The sequence below is a fragment of the Paenibacillus sp. FSL R5-0701 genome, assembly GCF_037973995.1.
In the GTDB taxonomy this organism is placed as follows: domain Bacteria; phylum Bacillota; class Bacilli; order Paenibacillales; family Paenibacillaceae; genus Paenibacillus.
Genome location: NZ_CP150230.1, coordinates 2,735,210 through 2,752,191, shown reverse-complemented (window position 1 = coordinate 2,752,191; position 16,982 = coordinate 2,735,210). Strand labels below are relative to the sequence as shown.

Below are 16,982 nucleotides of genomic sequence, written 5' to 3'. Positions count from 1 at the left end.
GGGGAAAATCCGGGGATAGCGTATGCTTCCGATGCAGCTTTCTTTCAGAAAGCTTTTAGGCGAACTCTTTCGCTTCCTCAGGTTATTTCTGTCCTCTCCGTTTCGTGTAAAAGTTTAGTTCAATTTATATATATAATCTCTGCTCACGATATAAATAAGCCGTTAATATGTTTTATCCGAAATGATTCCCTTGTAAACATTTGAAAGGTATCTTATGCAAAAAGACCCGGTCATGGACCGCGATCTGCGGTTCAATTCCGAGTCCTTTTTTGTGAACATAAGACTAACTTAAATCCGGCGTATCCGATCCAGGCACCGATCGTGTTCAGAATAATGTCATCCACATCAAACGAACCTACACGTGTAATCAATTGTGTGACCTCGACACCCAGCAGAAGTAAAACAACTGTAGATGTAAATGTCAGGAACGAACGACACCTCCGAAACAACCATGGAATCCAGATACCCAGCGGAATAAACAATACGATATTGCCAAACAGGTTTTTGACCCAGGTATCTGTATTGTACCTCTCCCTCTCCATAAGAAGTGGACGAATCGTCTCGAAGGGTACGAGATTATATTGATAATACATGCTAGGTGTTCGTCCACTGACAAACAGTAAAATGCCCATAATCAGTAGGTAAAGGACTGCCATGCAAGTAACAATGGTCAGCATCCACTTGGAGTGGAGCCACGACTTTTCGCTCATTCATCTGTCCTCCGACCTTGAATTCCGCGAAGCGGTAAGGTCTATTTTAACGGGATATAGATCTTCATGTCCAGTTGTTCAGGGGTCGATTTCCAGACATCCGTCACTTCAAAGTCCGGCCCTTCCCTCCGTTCATAGTTCGACTGCGGCAGCCAGCTGCCATAGATCATTTTACGGATATCCTGCCCGGAGCCTTCCACGGTGAACTCTGCATACAAGCCGCCGGGAATTTCAATCGAGGTAAAACCGGGTTCTAGTATCTGCGATGCTCCACCGCTTTCTTCACCCACAATAAAAGAAAATGCTCCATTCTCTTCAAAATGACAAGCCACACCGTATGCCATATCAGGGCGTGTCCTCTCCGGGATAACCATGAATCTCTGTTCCAACCCAAAATCGTGATAAAATCCGGGTATCTCAGCATAATGCTGATTGTCATTCAGGTTGGTCTTATATTCATAGCCGACAATCCAGTTCGGTGCCAATGTGACCAGACGGGGTGTGTTCATGTGGAAAGTTCCATCAAGCTGAGTTCGATAATCGTTAAAATCAATGCTCCGCTGCATCTTCAAAAATGACAACTGATCCACTTCCAACTTACGCAGCTTCGCGGGTGTCATTCCAAAGTAAGCTGAAAATGCACGTGTAAATGCCTCTTGAGATTGATAGCCAAAGCTCATCGCAATGTCCAATATGCCTTCCGATGTGCCCCGCAACATCGCAGCAGCTTCCGTTAATCTGCGTCTGCGCACGTATTCCAGTACTGTGAATCCCGTAATTGCCTGGAATAAACGCTGAAAATGAAACGCCGAAAAGCTCGCAGCAGCGGACGTCTCTCTGATATTAAAATCATCTTGCAAATGCTGCTCCAAATACTCAATAGCAAGCTGAATTCGTGTGTAATGATCCATAGTGACGGCTCCCCTATCTAATTCAAAATATCAAACGATTTCTTATGTAGTATGACTGAGATCCAGATCTTTTTTTTGATTTTGTGTGCGAACTTGTATGATGAAAAATACGCGAGTTTCGCTTATCTTCAAGTTGAATGACACTATGATACACTGTATGCCAAAATCCCCTTGTTCTACAAGGAGATGCTCTCTACGATGGTTGATTTACCAGCAGAGATGTCTCTTGTGAACAAGGGGACTTGTTAGTCTAACAATCTATTCTTAACCTTTCCAGTTCCCGGACACGGGATGAATACCCCAGATATCTGTCGCATACTCACTAATGGTACGATCACTGGAGAATATGCCGGAATGAGCCGTGTTTAATATCGCTTTCCGAGTCCAGCCCGGAATATCCCGATACGCCTGGTCAATCGCAGCATGCGCGTCTGCATAAGCAGCAAAATCACGCAATACAAAGTATTCATCACCATGGGCCAGTAAGGAGTCATAAATATCCCAGAACTCCCCGTCACGATAACAGAATGCACCTGGATGTACTAATTGCTCCACAACCTCGCGAATGCGTTCATCGTGCTGCACAATCTCATTCGGACGATAGCTACCCGAACGATAGTACTCAAGCACTTCGTCTGCACGCAGACCATAGATGAACATATTTTCTTCCCCGACCTGCTCCGCCATCTCCACGTTGGCTCCATCCATCGTGCCAATCGTTAAAGCACCGTTCATCATAAATTTCATGTTGCCCGTACCGGAAGCTTCCTTACCTGCGGTTGAGATCTGTTCACTAACATCCGCAGCGGGAATGATTTTCTCTGCGAGAGAGACGGAATAATTCTCGAGGAAAAATACCTTCAAGCGGTCATTCACGGCCGCATCCCGATTCACTGTGTCAGCCACGGTGTTGATCAGCTTAATAATTTTCTTGGCAAAATAATAACTCGGCGCTGCCTTGGCACCAAAGATGAACGTTCGTGGTACCATATCAAACGAAGCATCATTCTTAAGCCGGTTATACAGATGCATGACATGCAGAATGTTCAACAGCTGACGTTTATACCCGTGCAGCCTCTTCACCTGTACATCAAAGATGGAATCCGGATTCACTGCTGTCCCGGTATGGTCCAGAATATACGCAGCAAGCCGCTCTTTGTTATCCCGCTTAATCAAACGGAACTGCTCCTGAAATGATGTATTATCCGCAAAGCCAGCCAACTGCTCCAGCTTGCCCGGCTCTGTTATCCAATCGTTACCGATTGTATCCGTAATCAGATCCGACAGTTTCGGATTGGCATGCATCAACCAGCGGCGATGGGTGATACCATTCGTTTTGTTATTGAAACGCTCTGGATACAGTTCATAGAAGGGAGCCATCTCACGCTCTTTCAAAATCTCGGTATGCAAAGCAGCAACACCATTCACGCTATGACTGCCTACAATCGCCAGATGTGCCATCCGTACCTGATCGTTTGCAACAATCGCCAGATGCCCTATGCGATCCTGATCTCCTGGATACCGGTCCAGCAGCATGCCACAGAAGCGTTTGTTGATCTCTTCAATGATCATGTAGATTCGTGGCAGCAGCCTGCTGATCATGGATACAGGCCACTTCTCAAGCGCCTCACTAAGCGTTGTATGATTGGTATACGATACAGTACGGGTTGTGATATCCCATGCTTCATCCCAGCCATACCCCTTCACATCAATCAGGATGCGCATCAGTTCTGGAATAACCAAGGTTGGATGCGTGTCATTAATGTGGAAGGCCACTTTATCAGGCAACCGATCATACGGTAGCTCCAGCTTGTTGAACGTACGCAAGGCACTCTGTACACCTGCCGAGCACATGAAGTATTGCTGCTTCAATCGCAGCAGCTTTCCTTCATACTGGGAATCATCTGGATATAGAAACTCCGAGATTGATTCAACCGAACGGCTATAATCCAGATAACCGTAATAGTTCGAAGGGGTGTCGAGTGAAGTCTCGCGCTTTGGCTCGGCACTCCAGAGTCGCAATGTATTTACATGGGTCTGACCATAACCGATGACAGGCACGTCATAGGGAATGGCGATAACCGATTCGGCATCTTTTGTAACAAACTGATATTCTCCATCCTGCTCATGAGCTTCTACCCGGCCCCAGAACTGTACTTCCACCTTTTTGTCTGGACGGCGGACTTCCCATTCATTGCCCTTATCCAGCCAATTGTCGGGTAACTCGACCTGATTACCATTGATGATTTTTTGCTCAAACAAACCGTATTTATATCGAATCCCGCAACCATGTCCTGCATATCGGAGTGAAGCGAGTGAATCCAGGAAACAGGCAGCGAGTCGTCCCAGACCTCCGTTACCGAGTCCTGCATCCGCCTCCTGCTCTTCCACCTCTTCCAAGGAGAAACCCAGATCAGCTAAACTATCACGGACCAATTCCAATTCATTTACATTCAGCAGATTGTTGCCGAGCAGACGTCCAATCAGGAATTCCAGCGAGAAGTAATAGACCTGTTTATCCTGGCGCTGCTTGAACCCCTGATTCGACGCTGCCCAATCCTGGCCTGCATATTCACGAATCATGCTTCCCAGTACATGGTACACGTCTTCCTGTGTTGCTTCTTCAATCGGTTTGCCCAATTTGCTGACCAGATTCCGTGTAAATATGCTCTTGAACGTTTCCTTGTTGTCAAACAAAAGTAGGTTCCTCCCGGGGAAATCCTGCAGGATGGTGGCGATTCATACAAATCGAACTAAATTATATTTACACTGGCCACTTCGATGACAGAATAACCTTCCGATCGCTGTTATCCCCAGATTTTTTTGATTCCCTTTTTGAAATGGGAAAATCCGGGGATAAAGGCGAGCGCTACGCTTCTTCAGGTCATTTCTGTCCTCTCCGTTTTGTGTAATTATTCAAGTTGAATTTATATAATACAGGATAAAATTTGAAACCAGCATATGCTTTCGAAGCAGCTTTCTTGCAGAAAGCTTTTAGGCGACCGCTACGCTTCAGAATCGATTTCGTTCCCTTCACTACGTTTGCATGCTGGTGAGAACTTTCGAAGATGCAATTCATTCGTCGAAAGTGTATGAACCTTAAATCCATCCTACAGGATTTTTATTTTATATATATTTATAGAAGATATCGGTTACGTGTGGGCATTAGATAATAGTACTTTTCGCTAAAATGTATGGATTCGACGGGTCACCGATCAGCGTCTGTCCTCCGGTGAGCTTCACGTCTTTATCGAGAATGACGTTCTCAAGTACGGTTCCTTCACCAATGTAGCATTTTTGCATGATGATTGAACCCTTAATTTTGGCACCTTTAGCCACCTGTACGCCCCGGAATAAAATGCTGTCTTCCACCTCTCCAGCTACAATGCAGCCATTCGCGAGAAGTGAATGTTTAACATCGGCGGTATCCAGATATTTGGCAGGTGCTTCGTATTTAATTTTGGTCTGGATCGGATCTTCCTTGAACAGCTGTTCATATTGCCCTGTGTTCAGCAGATCCATACTGTTGCGGTAATAACTGTCAATGGAATTGATGACTGCGTGATAGCCATCATATGCATACGCAGCGATATTCAATCCATCCGGATTTTTTTGAATCACATCCCGAAAGAAATGGCTCTCGCCATGATCAATGCAGCGCTGCACCTGGCGCAGGAACAATTCCTTTTCCATAATGAAAATTTCTGTATATATATTCGCGTGATTAGCGCTTTGGTGAATGTCCACCACGTTACCGTCCCCGTCATGATCAACTTTGACACAGGCGTCATGCTCAGGCAGCAGCTGATCCACTTTTTTGCAGACCAGTGTAACGTCCGCTCCTTTACTGATGTGATACCTGTAGACATCCTGGAGGTCTGCTTTGGTCACATGGCGACTGCCCGCATGCACTACATATTGCCCTGCACCTCTGCGGAAGAAGTCCAGATTGTTATGGAAATGCTGCAAGTCCCCCTGTGATGTATCTGTTGGGTCGTTCCAGTCCGGCGGTAAAATAAACATGCCCCCATGCTTACGATCCAAATCCCAAGGCTTGCCGTCACCGAGATGGTCCATCAGCGAGCGATACTTACGACGGACAAATACCCCTATGCTCTCAATTCCGGCATTCATCATATTAGATAGAACAAAATCGATCAGACGGTAACGCCCGGCATAAGGCACCGCGGCTCCGCAGCGAAAGTACGTCAATTCCTTCAATTCCTCAAGTTCATGGTCAAGGTTAATAACTCCGATCAATGATTTCATCGCATGCACCGTCCTTTTGGCTTCAATTAGGCCTTGCTGGTTATTCCTTGGCGAAGCTGACGCTCCAGTTCTTCCTGATCGACGAGTAATATATCACTCTCATCTCCCGGTGCGGGCGAAATCTGTGTTCCATCCGGAATAACCAATCCTTCTGCAATGATTGCTCGGTGAATACGCACATTTTGCCCGATCTTCACCCTTGGCATGATGACAGAATCTATAACGGCGCTGTTCTCCCCAACCTCAATTCCGTAGAACAGAACGGAATGATTGACCTCTCCATGCACCACACTGCCTTCACTAATAATACAATTCCGCACTTTGGCCGAAGGCGAGATGTATTGTGCAGGTTGGTTCGGATTACGTGTGAAAATACGCCAGTCCGGGTCATTCAAATTAAACGGGGTATCTTCGTCCAACAAATCCATATTCGACTCCCACAGACTGCGAATGGTACCTACATCTTTCCAATACCCTTCGAACGGATATGCGTATAAGGATTTTTCATTTTCAAGCAATAACGGAATGATATCTTTACCAAAATCATAGGAGGTGGATGCCTGTTGTTCATCCTGGATCAGGAAACGTTTCAGTACATCCCACTTGAAGAGATAGATACCCATGGAAGCAAGTGTGCTCTTGGGCTCAGGAGGTTTTTCTTCGAATTCATAGATGCTATAGTCATCGTTGGTATTCAGCACACCGAACCGGCTGGCTTCTTCCAAGGAGACATCAATGACCGATATGGTGCAATCCGCATCTTTTTCTTTGTGATATTGGAGCATTTTTTCGTAGTCCATCTTATAGATATGATCCCCTGACAGAATGAGCACATGCTCAGGATCGAATTGTTCAATAAAGTTCAGGTTGCGGAAGATCGCATCCGCTGTACCCCGGTACCAGTTGCTACCGTCTTCACGTTCATGCGGAGGAAGTACGTATACCCCGCCGTTTTTCCGATCCAGATCCCAGTCACTGCCAATGCCAATATAGGAATGTAAGACAAGTGGTTCATATTGAGTTAATACACCCACTGTATCAATACCAGAATTAGAGCAGTTACTCAACGGAAAATCAATGATTCGGTACGTGCCCCCAAAATATACAGCCGGCTTAGCCAGTGATTTGGTCAATCCTTTTAACCTCTTACCTTGCCCTCCGGCAAGTAGCATCGCTACAACTTCTTTTTTCGCCATCATTACAGCCTCCTCCACGTGCATTCGTTCTGATTCATTTCAGAGCCCATAATCGATATTCTGTTGTGTGGACACTGTTGTCATGATTAGGAGCATGCTGTACAGATGTGTAACTGGATGAATCTTATTGCAGTTGAACTTCTTGGATTGTAAAGCCTGAAATAGAGATGATGCTGGTGTAGAATTGCCTTGACTGTCTTACAGAGGTGAATGTTAGATGCAGAACTTCAGGTGTAGCTCGTGAACAATGAAATAGACTACTCCTATTTACATTAAACACGAAACGGACTGGGGAATCTTACTGGAAAACATCGACATCAAGTTGCGGGTAAGATCACCCTTTCTCGTGCCGCTGTTATTCATATTATATTCGATAATAGAGAAGCAAAATCCTTTAGTTTTTGTACAATCATTAAATGGGAAAATAAGTAAAAAGTATGAGTTCACATGACAAAAAAGCCGACTTTCCATCCCGGCTCATTTTGTCTGTTATTTTTTGGACCCTGCTTGGTTCATGATCCTCTAGCTTCAACAAGATTGTACTTTGATGTATCCGTTTCTGAAACAGTCTATATAATTTTGCGGAACAACTCCATCACTTCATCCTTGGACGGTTGATAGGGATTGCCTGGTGCACAGGCATCTTTCATCGCGTTATCCGCAAGAAGTTCCACATCGGGATCTTTTACACCCAATTCAGACAGTTTCTCAGGAATGCCTACTTCCTTCGATAGCTGACGTATGGCCTCAATGACGTAATTGGAACACTCCTCATCACTTCTACCCTTCACATTCATACCAATTGCCTTAGCGATATGACGGAATTTGCCGGGTACATGCTTGGCGTTTAACTCTTCCACATAGGGGAGTAACATTGCGTTACAGACACCGTGCGGCAGATCATATACGCCACCCAGTTGATGCGCCATCGCATGGACATAACCCAGGCCCGCATTATTAAAAGCAATCCCGCCAAGGAAACACGCATACGTCATATGTTCCCGCGCTTCCAGATCACTGCCGTCTCTCACGGCTCTAGGCAAATATTCAAAGATCAATTCAACAGCTGCTGCAGCTGTCGCACTTGTCACTGTAAATCCACCCGGTGTAACCATCGCTTCTACGGCATGGGTCAAGGCATCCATTCCTGTAGCCGCTGTGAGACTTGCAGGTTTGCTGAGCATCAGCTCCGGATCATTAACCGACAGCGAGACCAGACTGTTGCGGTCTACCATAACCATCTTCACTTTACGTTCCTCATCTGTAATCACGTAGTTAATTGTCACCTCGCTCGATGTGCCCGCTGTTGTGTTAAAAGCCACAAGTGGTACGGACTTATGTTTCGATTGATGCAGTCCTTCATATTCACGGATATGCCCACCGTTCGTAGCTACAATACCAATCCCTTTGGCAGCATCCTGCGGTGAACCTCCGCCTATCGATATAATGGCGTCACAGCCATGATCCTGGAATACTTGAAGTCCATCATGTACATTCTGACATGTTGGATTAGGCTGAACCTCATCATATACAACATATTCTAACCCTGATTTTCTTAGTATAGACAGTACCTGTTCAGCAACGCCTGAAGTAATCAATTGACGATCACTTACAACCAGCGCCTTGCGGATACCCATCTGTTCAATCATCTGACCTGCTTCCTGTAAACAGCCTCTACCCATCAAGTTCACGGGCGGAACATAATATGCATGTGTTGCCATTTGAACCAGCCTCCTGTAACCCCTGATTTACTATCTCCATTGTAACTGAATCCGTTTTCAGATATAGTGAAATAAATCACAATGAGTCCGATAAATGTTACACTGAAGGTTGATTTTTACCTATAATGAAAAAGACGACCCAGACACCCGAAGGTCTCCAAGCCGTCTTACTTATCTATCTTAAAGCTTTATCCACTACTTATACCTTACTGAAGGTACTATTACTAAAAGCATCCTGACGAAGGCTTACAGCGCCTTATCGTTCACGCCGTCAAGCCATGCCTCAATATCGCCAATTACGGAGGATACACAGCCATCCTCGAATGGTGAGTTCAATCCAGCCAGTTCAACCAATCCGGTGAAGGACAGGCTTCCTCCCGCTTTGCACAATGTCAGATAGTCGGCCCATGCGGACTTCATGTCCTCATTGCTGCGTTTCCAGAACTGGAATGCACAGATTTGTGCCAACGTGTAGTCAATGTAATAAAATGGCGATGAGAAAATGTGACCCTGCTTATGCCAGAAACCACCCTGCTCCAGATACGCATTGTCTTTGTAATTGATGTGTGGCAGATAGGTCTTCTCAATGTTGCGCCATGCCTGCTTACGCTCCGCTGGTGTTGCATCCGGATTCGCATATACAAAATGCTGGAATTCATCCACGGCTACGCCATAGGGGATAAACAACAAACCGGAAGACAGGTGATCAAACTTGTACTTGTCCGTATCTTCCTTGAAGAACAACTGCATCCACGGCCATGTGAAGAACTCCATACTCATGGAATGAATCTCAGCCGATTCATATGTCGGCCAGTTGTATTCAGGCACTGCAAAATCACGGCTCTCATACACCTGGAAAGCATGACCTGCTTCATGTGTCAATACATCAATATCACCGGATGTACCGTTGAAGTTGGAGAAGATAAACGGCACTTTGTAATCGTTCAGGAACGTACAATATCCGCCGCCCTGTTTACCTTTTTTGCTTACCAGATCCATAAGCTCGTTTTCGGTCATCATCTGGAAAAAAGCATCCGTCTCTGGCGATAATTCAGCGTACATTTTTTTACCATGTTCGATAATCCAGTCCGCGTCACCCTTAGGTGTCGGGTTACCCGTCTTGAAGCTGAAGCCCTGATCGTAATAATACAGTGTATCCACATCGATCCGATTACGCTGACGCTCTCTGAGCTTGGTCGCTACAGGCACGATATAATCGCGAACTTGTGCACGGAAGTTGGCAACCATCTCGGCGTTGTAATCTGTACGGTTCATACGATCATAACCGAGTTCTACATAGCTTGGATAACCCAGTTTCTTCGCGATCTGTGTACGTACTTTAACCAGTTCATCGTAAATGCGATCGAATTCAGCCTCATGTTCAGCCATGAAAGTGTATCTGGCTTCCGAAGCGCGCTCACGCATGGAGCGATCCGTGGACAGTTCAAATGGATGAAGCTGTGGCAACGTGCGTTCTTCACCTTCGAACGGAATTTTGGCGGATGCGATCAATTGATTGTATTCTGTGGAAAGTTTGTTCTCCTTCTGGAGTTCTTCAATAATTTCCGGGCTGAATGTTTTCAGTGAAAGATCTGCCAGCTGGAACAGCTGTGAACCCCATTTCTGTTCCAACTCATTGCGGAATTTGGAGTTAACCAGTGCGCGGTAAAAATCCGTAATATATTCCTGCACAATTGGTGCATTCTCATCCAGAAATTCGTTCTCTGCCTTGTAAAACTCATCATTGGTATCAATGGAATGACGGATGTAGACCAATTGGGCTTGTGTCTCAAAATCACTGCGCAGCGCGTTAATCTGATCCATGAATCCACTCTGTTCTTCAACCGTTGCCGCAGCTTCAAAACCGCTCAACAGCTCACGGAAAGATGTCTTGATGTGTTCCAGATTCGGACGTGTATACGTATACTCACTAAATTTCATTATGTACACCCTTTCCTGTTTGGCAGAATTTCGGGAGCATCCCGAGTTAAACTACCCCCTATTATACAAAAGAGCAGCTAAAAAATCCCATCTTTACGAAAAATATTTGTCCATCGGTCAAATTGTGCAACACGACTGGTTACATATATTACGTACTTATGTAAGGTCAGTGCCTCAACATTTTCCCCACACAAATAAGCCCGCCTCGCGTTAGCGAAGCCAGCTTATAGGTTGTCTCTCTTCTTTTCACATTTAAACAATACTAGCTTTGGTCTTTATCCATAATCTGATAGAACCAGCCCATTCCGACCATGCCCACGACCATAATAACAGCCATAATAATGATATATGTCATGAATGTAACCTCCCTGCTTCCGTATATTCATCACACTACTACTAGTGTACACGGTGAAGCGCCATTTGAATTGACCGAACATTGACAAAAATACGAAATCTTTAATTTTAATAAATGGATTATTTCCCCGATCACACTAAATCATACGTACCTCGCTGCACGGTGCAAAGTTTCATCCGCCATGCTTACGGTGTATACTATACTTCTATGAAATGGAATTTGGATTTTTAAGCAGAAAGGTTGAAAGACATGTCAACTCGCATCCCCTTACGTCAGTTATTTCTTACTGTTTTATTAGCCCTTATGTTATCTGTTTTATCCGCTTGTGCTGATGGAGAAGCCCATCTAACGGTAAATATGGATGGATCAACGGATCTGGATCTCAATCTCAACGTAAAGAACTCCGCTCTTGGAAAAATTGGACAAGACAATCTCATGCCTCTGATTGCAGATGCATTGAATCGAAATAACTTCCAGGCAGAGGTTTCGGAACAAGGAGATCAGAAGCAACTCACAGCGACCACCCATTATGAAAAAAGCAATAAAACCAGCTTTAATACGTCCAAGTTACCACAAGGGATCAAGGTTGAACAATCAACTTCACCTGGCTTCTTCACTTCCAAAATGCATATTACAGCAGAAGCCGATCTCATGGAGTCCATGCCCGATGGTGAGATCAAAAATCAGATTAACAAGGTACCCAGCTTTCTTAAAAATCTCTTGTTAAAGGATGTTAACTTTGACTTTAAGTTGTCTTTGCCCATCAAGGCAGCTGATTCCAATGCAGATCAGGTAGAGGATGGCGGAAAAACGCTGATTTGGCACGTTTCACCCCTCCAGATGAATAAACTGGATCTGACTGTACAGGTTCCCAATATTCGGAACATCATTATCATGGCAGTCATTGGCCTACTATTAATCGCTGCTCTGCTCATTTGGTTTTTTGTTCGTCGCAGACGGGCCAGACAGCACCAAAGTGCAAGGTCACATCGCGGAAAAAATTAATTCTTCACACCAATTTTATTTGTGACTTGCCAAACGGTGTTATGGATAGTAGAATACATCCGTACTGTGTGAACGGTTAATTTTTTATTAAGCAAAGCTAAAGAGGTGACAAGTTTCATGAATATCCGCGAATGCCCACTACCTGGTATCGGAGTTAAGTACCAGTTTGATACAAAGGGCGGCCATCAGTTAGTCATTATTGTGCATGAGGACGGACGCCGTGAATTATTCTCCGTTGATCCACAAGACAACGAAGAACTCACTCTGATTGCAGATTTGGAAGATGACGAATGTGTGACTCTCTCCGGTTTAATCGGAGGCTGGTCGTAAATGACAGAATAACCTGTACCTTGAATTTCAAGGCGCAGGTTATTTTTCCGTTACGTTACCCTTTGAGAGCGAATATATGGAACCCATGTATTCAGTACGCGGCTAATCTCCGTGGAATGAAACGGTTTGCTGATAAAGTCCTGCATCCCGCATTTCAGACACTCCTCACGGTCACCGGCGCCTGCAAAAGCTGTAATCGCTGCAATAACCGGTATGTCTGGGTGGCTCTTTCTGATGTGGCAGGTCGCTTCAATCCCATCCATAACTGGCATTTGAATATCCATAAACACCAGGTCATATTGAACCTTGTTCAAAGAATCGACGGCCTGTGCACCATTCTCAACGATATCACATACTCCGCCAAACTTGCGCAGCATCTCCTCCAACAGATGACTGTTGACCGTTTGATCCTCAGCAATCAAAATTTTGATGTCATGGGCAAGACTAGCTCGATCCAATTGCAGTTCATCATTCGTGGTGATGTCAATCGGATCATTACTTTCCTCTAACCACCGCTCCACTACGAGGGTGAACTGGAATTCTGCCCCCTCACCGATCTCACTCTGTACGCCAATCGCTCCGCCCATTAACTCAACCAGTTTTTTGCTGATCGCAAGGCCTAGACCTGTCCCGCCAAACTTACGATTGATGGCCGGATCAAGCTGTGAGAAGGATTGGAACAATTGATGCTGCTTTTCTATTGGAATTCCGATCCCTGTATCTCTCACCTTAAAGGTCAACATCAGTTTATCCTGACCATGCTCATCTGAGAAATCAGCACCTACGCTCACCTCAATGCGGCCTTGCTCTGTGAATTTAACGGCATTACCCACCAGATTAATCAAAATCTGCCGGATTCGTGTCTCATCCCCTCGAATGCGTTCAGGAATGTGATCCGACACTTCACAATAGAGTTCAATATTTTTCTCTGATGCCTTCAGTGCAAACAGCTCGATCACCCCGCCCAGCATCGCCTTAATATCTACAGGTGCGCGCTCAAGATCCATTTTGCCGGCTTCGATTTTGCTGAAATCCAAAATTTCGTTCAAAATGTACAAAAGGGATTCGCCGCTATCAATCATAATTTCCGTAAAACCTTTCTGTTCATCATCCAGCTCGGTTTCCATTAACAGATGGGCCATGCCCATGATGCCGTTTAATGGCGTACGAAGCTCATGACTCATGATGGCGAGAAACTCGGACTTGGCTCGGTCTGCATGCTCTGCTGCTTCCTTGGCACGTATGATGTCCTTAACAGATGTCATATCACGGAAGACCAGAACTGCTCCGCGGGTTCTACCCTGATCCATAATCGGCTTCAATTGGAACTCCGCCAAAAAACTGGACCCATCCTGTCTCCAGAATACGGATTCGGTACGCGGCAGACCTCGTCCCTCACGAACAGCCTGTAGAATAGGTGTATCCCTGGATGGGTATGGGATGCCATCGCTCTGCATTTGGATCATCATCTGTTCTAATGGTTTGCCATTCATTTCACTTGGACAGAAGTTCATGATCTCCGCAGCGGCCGGATTGGCAAAGTTCAGATTCCCATCCAGGTCCAGTCCAATAACCCCCTCAGACATGCCATTCAAAATCAATGCCCGTTCATAACTAAGATTCTCGATCTCCTCGACGTAACGTTTGGACTCAGTAATGTCACTGGTAATCCCATAGACCCCGACAACTTTCTCCTCAAGTATAATAGGAACATTAATCACATTTGTTTCAATTCGCTGCCCATTTTTGTGAATTAGGCCTATCTCGTAACTCTGTGCATTGCCCTTCACCGTCTCCTCAAAATGGTATCGAGTCTTCTCCAGATCTACAGGATCAATGAGGTGATCAAAAGGTCGATTCAGCAGCTCCTCTTTGGTGTGTCCTGTCAACTGTTCCTGACCCATATTGGCTTTCAGCAGATTGCCTTCCAGATCAAGAGAAGCCACACCTAGGGGATTGCAGTCAAATAACGATCTGTACTCCTGCATGCTTAACTGTTGTTGCTGGCTGGCTGTGATATCCCGGGTTACGGCGACCATCTCCATCAATTCACCTGCATCGTCATATACATAGTGCGTAATCGTATCTGCCCATACCGTAGATCCATCCTTATGTAGCAGGCGATAATTGAGCCGTTTGGGAGCAAGACCCTTTCTCTGCTCTTCTACGTACGCTTCAACCAAAGGCACATCCTCCGGATAGATAACAAATGTTCCCGGCTTACCTATAACTTCTTCCAACTCATAGCCCAACATGCTTTTACATGCATTTGATACATATTTAAATGTACGACTAGAATCGGCATCATGTATTGCAATCAGGTCTAGTGAAGACTCCGCCAACAGCCGAGAGATGCGACTGCTCTCTTCCAATTGTTTACGTTGCACAATGAGGATTTCCTCTGCATCTTTTTGTTTCGTAATATCAGCAGCTTGTACCAGCAAATACAAGGGCTCACCATTCGTTTCATCCCTAACAATACAAGCTCTAATGGTTGCCCATAATAACGAACCGTCCTTTCGTTTCAGACGCACCTCCGTCTCGTACATCGGACTTGTTTCATGGGTCATTTCCCAAAACTTGCTGCGGAATTCCTCCATATGCAGATCTTCTTCGTAGATCATATGTATGACCGAAGTATCGATCAGTTCATCTTCACTGTATGCAAGCATCTCGCAAAATGCAGGATTAAGCTGCAACCACCGTCCATTTACATGCGATGCGACAGCAATGCCGATTGGTGCGTGCGTATACAACTGTTCAAACAGAGATCGGCTCTCTGTAATGGATTTCGACATTACATGTCCTCCTTTATGAGAATCTGAATGTATTCCGTATGAATAGATCGACCTGAACATAACTTCATCTATAGAGTACTACCCCAAATGCAAGGATTAATAAACGAGATCGGACAAAATTCCTGCATGAACCGACATATACTACACAATACCCGTGCTCTCCCGATTATACAAAGTTGAATATTCGAATAGGAACGGAGGTTATGGATCATGATCATTGTTGCTAATCAACCCGCCCAGCTGAACCGCTCGGAATGGTCTGCTTTTGAATGGCATTGGTTACAGCAACTCCAGAATCGGCCTACAAGGTATGTATACCAATCCATGGATCATCTTCGTTTTGAGTGGGACTTGAGGGGCTCTCTCGTGGATGCAGCGGAAGGATTGGATCGAAGTGGTGTGAGTTTTGCATCCTTTGAAAAATCCAGATGTAATCCTGCCTACTGGAATCGTAATGCGGAAGGTGGGTTCGAACTAAGATCAAACGTGTCCCCCGCCGACGGTATCCGGGATATCTGGAGGAATGGACACTTATATGCCTTTGAATGTGCAACAGCTACCGTTATTGTGCTGTATGGTGGCGTGCTGGGAAGCATTCGCGAAGACGCCTTTAATTCCCTGTTTCGAAATCTGTTACTCTTTGACTGGCATTATGACAGTGACCTGCGATTAACCGAAAAAAACGGTAGCGAAACCGCCCTGCCAGGAGATGTGCTGTATTTCAAGAATCCGGATGTTTCTCCGGAAACTCCCGAGTGGCAGGGAGAGAATACGTTCATGCTGCGCGAGAACTGGTATTACGGACACGGCATTGGTATTGCACGCGGCGAAGATATTATACGTACCCTGAATCAGTTCCGCGTTCCAGGTAGTCGGGTCTCCGCCTACTTGATGGATATGGTGATCTATCCGGACTTCTTTTATTTATCCCGATTCGCCAAAAACAACCAGAATAATATGGCCGCTGGTTCTACGCCTGTGTTACCCGGACAGTTATATGTACGACTTGGTGGCAGCCGTTATTTACGCAGCTGAACTACTGGAACAGAAACGGCTTTTACATTAAATTGCACGATACTTCAATCCAAGTGATGACAAACAAGCCCAATACAGCAGCAGTTAACCTGCCACCTCATTGGGCTTTCTTTACATTTAAAAGATCATTACGGTATCAATATTCGCCTTACCTTTGTGCTACATCGAGGATCGCTCCTGGCAGTTTAAGCAATCGGGTCCAGTTGCACAACAACCTGTTTACCACTTACCTGAACACCTGTCGTTTTGCTACCGAATTCAGCCAGCGATTTGCTCAGTTGCTCAGCCCACTCCTTGCCTGCAACTCCTTCTTTGGCTCCATGCACCTGGATGACGAGTTTTACCGAATCACCCTTCTTCAGAATGCGCTCCGCTTGAGATTGCTTCGTCTCCCGGTCATGATCTTCCATCGCAAGGTTCAAGCGAATTTCCTTTACTTTACGTTTATCGGGGGATTTACTCGCTTTTTTCTTCGCCTGCTGCGCTTCCGCTTTGGCCGCTTCAGCTCCAATCAGCTTGCACGGAGGCGGACTCGTCATCAAGGACAGGCACACCAGATCTACCTTATGCTGCTTCGCAAGTAGAAGTGCTTCCTGCGTGGACATCACACCCAGATCTTCACCATTCAGGCCGGTCAACTGCACTTCGGCTGCTTTGATCTTTTCATTTTTGATCATGATTTCTTCCTCCTCTACATCAAAAGCCTGTCCT

12 protein-coding genes are annotated in these 16,982 nt (G+C 45.5%); 3 read left to right on the top strand and 9 right to left on the bottom strand.

What is annotated here, in order from left to right:
- Positions 1-251 precede the first annotated feature (251 nt).
- The 7 genes from MKZ13_RS12880 to MKZ13_RS12850 form a co-directional block, all read right to left on the bottom strand.
- Complete coding sequence (locus tag MKZ13_RS12880; protein ID WP_339184440.1) at positions 252-710, bottom strand: VanZ family protein; 459 nt, start codon at positions 708-710, stop codon at positions 252-254.
- A 41-nt stretch (positions 711-751) separates the two neighbouring features.
- Positions 752-1,621, bottom strand: coding sequence for an effector binding domain-containing protein (locus MKZ13_RS12875; protein ID WP_339184437.1), 870 nt, complete (start codon positions 1,619-1,621; stop codon positions 752-754).
- A gap of 264 nt (positions 1,622-1,885) precedes the next feature.
- Positions 1,886-4,318 (bottom strand): glycogen/starch/alpha-glucan phosphorylase, encoded by a 2,433-nt coding sequence (locus MKZ13_RS12870; protein WP_339184434.1) that lies wholly within the window; start codon positions 4,316-4,318, stop codon positions 1,886-1,888.
- Between the two features lie 468 nt (positions 4,319-4,786).
- Positions 4,787-5,890, bottom strand: a complete 1,104-nt coding sequence (gene glgD, locus MKZ13_RS12865) for a glucose-1-phosphate adenylyltransferase subunit GlgD (RefSeq protein ID WP_221824932.1) — start codon at positions 5,888-5,890, stop codon at positions 4,787-4,789.
- Positions 5,891-5,916: 26 nt separating this feature from the next.
- Entirely contained in the window at positions 5,917-7,086 is a 1,170-nt protein-coding gene (locus tag MKZ13_RS12860; RefSeq protein WP_076217121.1) for a glucose-1-phosphate adenylyltransferase, read from the bottom strand.
- 569 nt (positions 7,087-7,655) lie between these two features.
- Entirely contained in the window at positions 7,656-8,807 is a 1,152-nt protein-coding gene (locus MKZ13_RS12855) for an iron-containing alcohol dehydrogenase (RefSeq protein WP_221824933.1), read from the bottom strand.
- Positions 8,808-9,053: 246 nt separating this feature from the next.
- Complete coding sequence (locus MKZ13_RS12850) at positions 9,054-10,748, bottom strand: M3 family oligoendopeptidase (protein ID WP_339184427.1); 1,695 nt, start codon at positions 10,746-10,748, stop codon at positions 9,054-9,056.
- A gap of 604 nt (positions 10,749-11,352) precedes the next feature.
- Between MKZ13_RS12850 and MKZ13_RS12845 the strand changes: the two genes are divergently transcribed.
- Entirely contained in the window at positions 11,353-12,108 is a 756-nt protein-coding gene (locus MKZ13_RS12845; protein WP_339184425.1) for a hypothetical protein, read from the top strand.
- 117 nt (positions 12,109-12,225) lie between these two features.
- Positions 12,226-12,438 (top strand): hypothetical protein, encoded by a 213-nt coding sequence (locus MKZ13_RS12840; RefSeq protein ID WP_017688899.1) that lies wholly within the window; start codon positions 12,226-12,228, stop codon positions 12,436-12,438.
- 50 nt (positions 12,439-12,488) lie between these two features.
- Here the strand turns inward: MKZ13_RS12840 and MKZ13_RS12835 are convergent, their stop codons facing one another.
- On the bottom strand, positions 12,489-15,236 hold the full coding sequence (locus tag MKZ13_RS12835) for a PAS domain S-box protein (protein ID WP_221824940.1): 2,748 nt from the start codon (positions 15,234-15,236) through the stop codon (positions 12,489-12,491).
- Positions 15,237-15,446: 210 nt separating this feature from the next.
- Here MKZ13_RS12835 and MKZ13_RS12830 point away from each other — a divergent pair, with 210 nt between their 5' ends.
- On the top strand, positions 15,447-16,271 hold the full coding sequence (locus tag MKZ13_RS12830) for a protein-glutamine gamma-glutamyltransferase (protein WP_221824942.1): 825 nt from the start codon (positions 15,447-15,449) through the stop codon (positions 16,269-16,271).
- Positions 16,272-16,456: 185 nt separating this feature from the next.
- Here the strand turns inward: MKZ13_RS12830 and infC are convergent, their stop codons facing one another.
- Entirely contained in the window at positions 16,457-16,948 is a 492-nt protein-coding gene (infC, locus tag MKZ13_RS12825) for a translation initiation factor IF-3 (RefSeq protein ID WP_221824943.1), read from the bottom strand.
- Positions 16,949-16,982 lie beyond the last annotated feature (34 nt).